1 protein-coding gene is annotated in these 426 nt (G+C 62.7%); it reads left to right on the top strand.

What is annotated here, in order from left to right; genetic code table 11:
* Nucleotides 1–389, top strand: a 389-nt coding sequence (rplB, locus tag R0J88_RS18830) for a 50S ribosomal protein L2 (RefSeq protein WP_410900701.1), incomplete at its 5' end; no start/stop codon positions are given.
* Nucleotides 390–426: the final 37 nt, after the last annotated feature.

The raw sequence follows: 426 nt of genomic DNA, 5'->3' as shown, positions 1-426 counted from the left end.
AGCCAGGCAAGGGCGCCCAGATCGCTCGTAGTGCAGGTACCAGTGCCCAGGTCGTGGCACGTGACGGTAACTACACCACGCTGCGTCTGCGCTCTGGCGAGATGCGTAAGGTGCTGTCCGAATGCCGTGCAACTCTCGGCGAAGTGGGCAACTCCGAGCACAGCCTCCGTCAACTGGGCAAGGCCGGTGCTAAGCGTTGGAGAGGCGTGCGCCCGACTGTTCGCGGTGTCGCGATGAACCCGGTCGATCACCCGCATGGTGGTGGTGAAGGTCGTACCTCTGGTGGCCGTCACCCGGTCAGCCCGTGGGGCGTCCCGACCAAGGGTCACAAGACTCGCAAGAACAAGCGCACCGATAAGCTTATCGTCCGTCGCCGCAAGGCCAAGTAACAGATATTGAGGGGTAACGGCTGTGCCACGTTCACTG

The sequence above is a fragment of the Pseudoalteromonas sp. SIMBA_162 genome (assembly GCF_046535955.1).
Taxonomy (GTDB): domain Bacteria; phylum Pseudomonadota; class Gammaproteobacteria; order Enterobacterales; family Alteromonadaceae; genus Pseudoalteromonas; species Pseudoalteromonas marina.
Note: the sequence above shows the minus strand (reverse complement) of the source record. Positions and strands in the feature narration are given on the sequence as shown.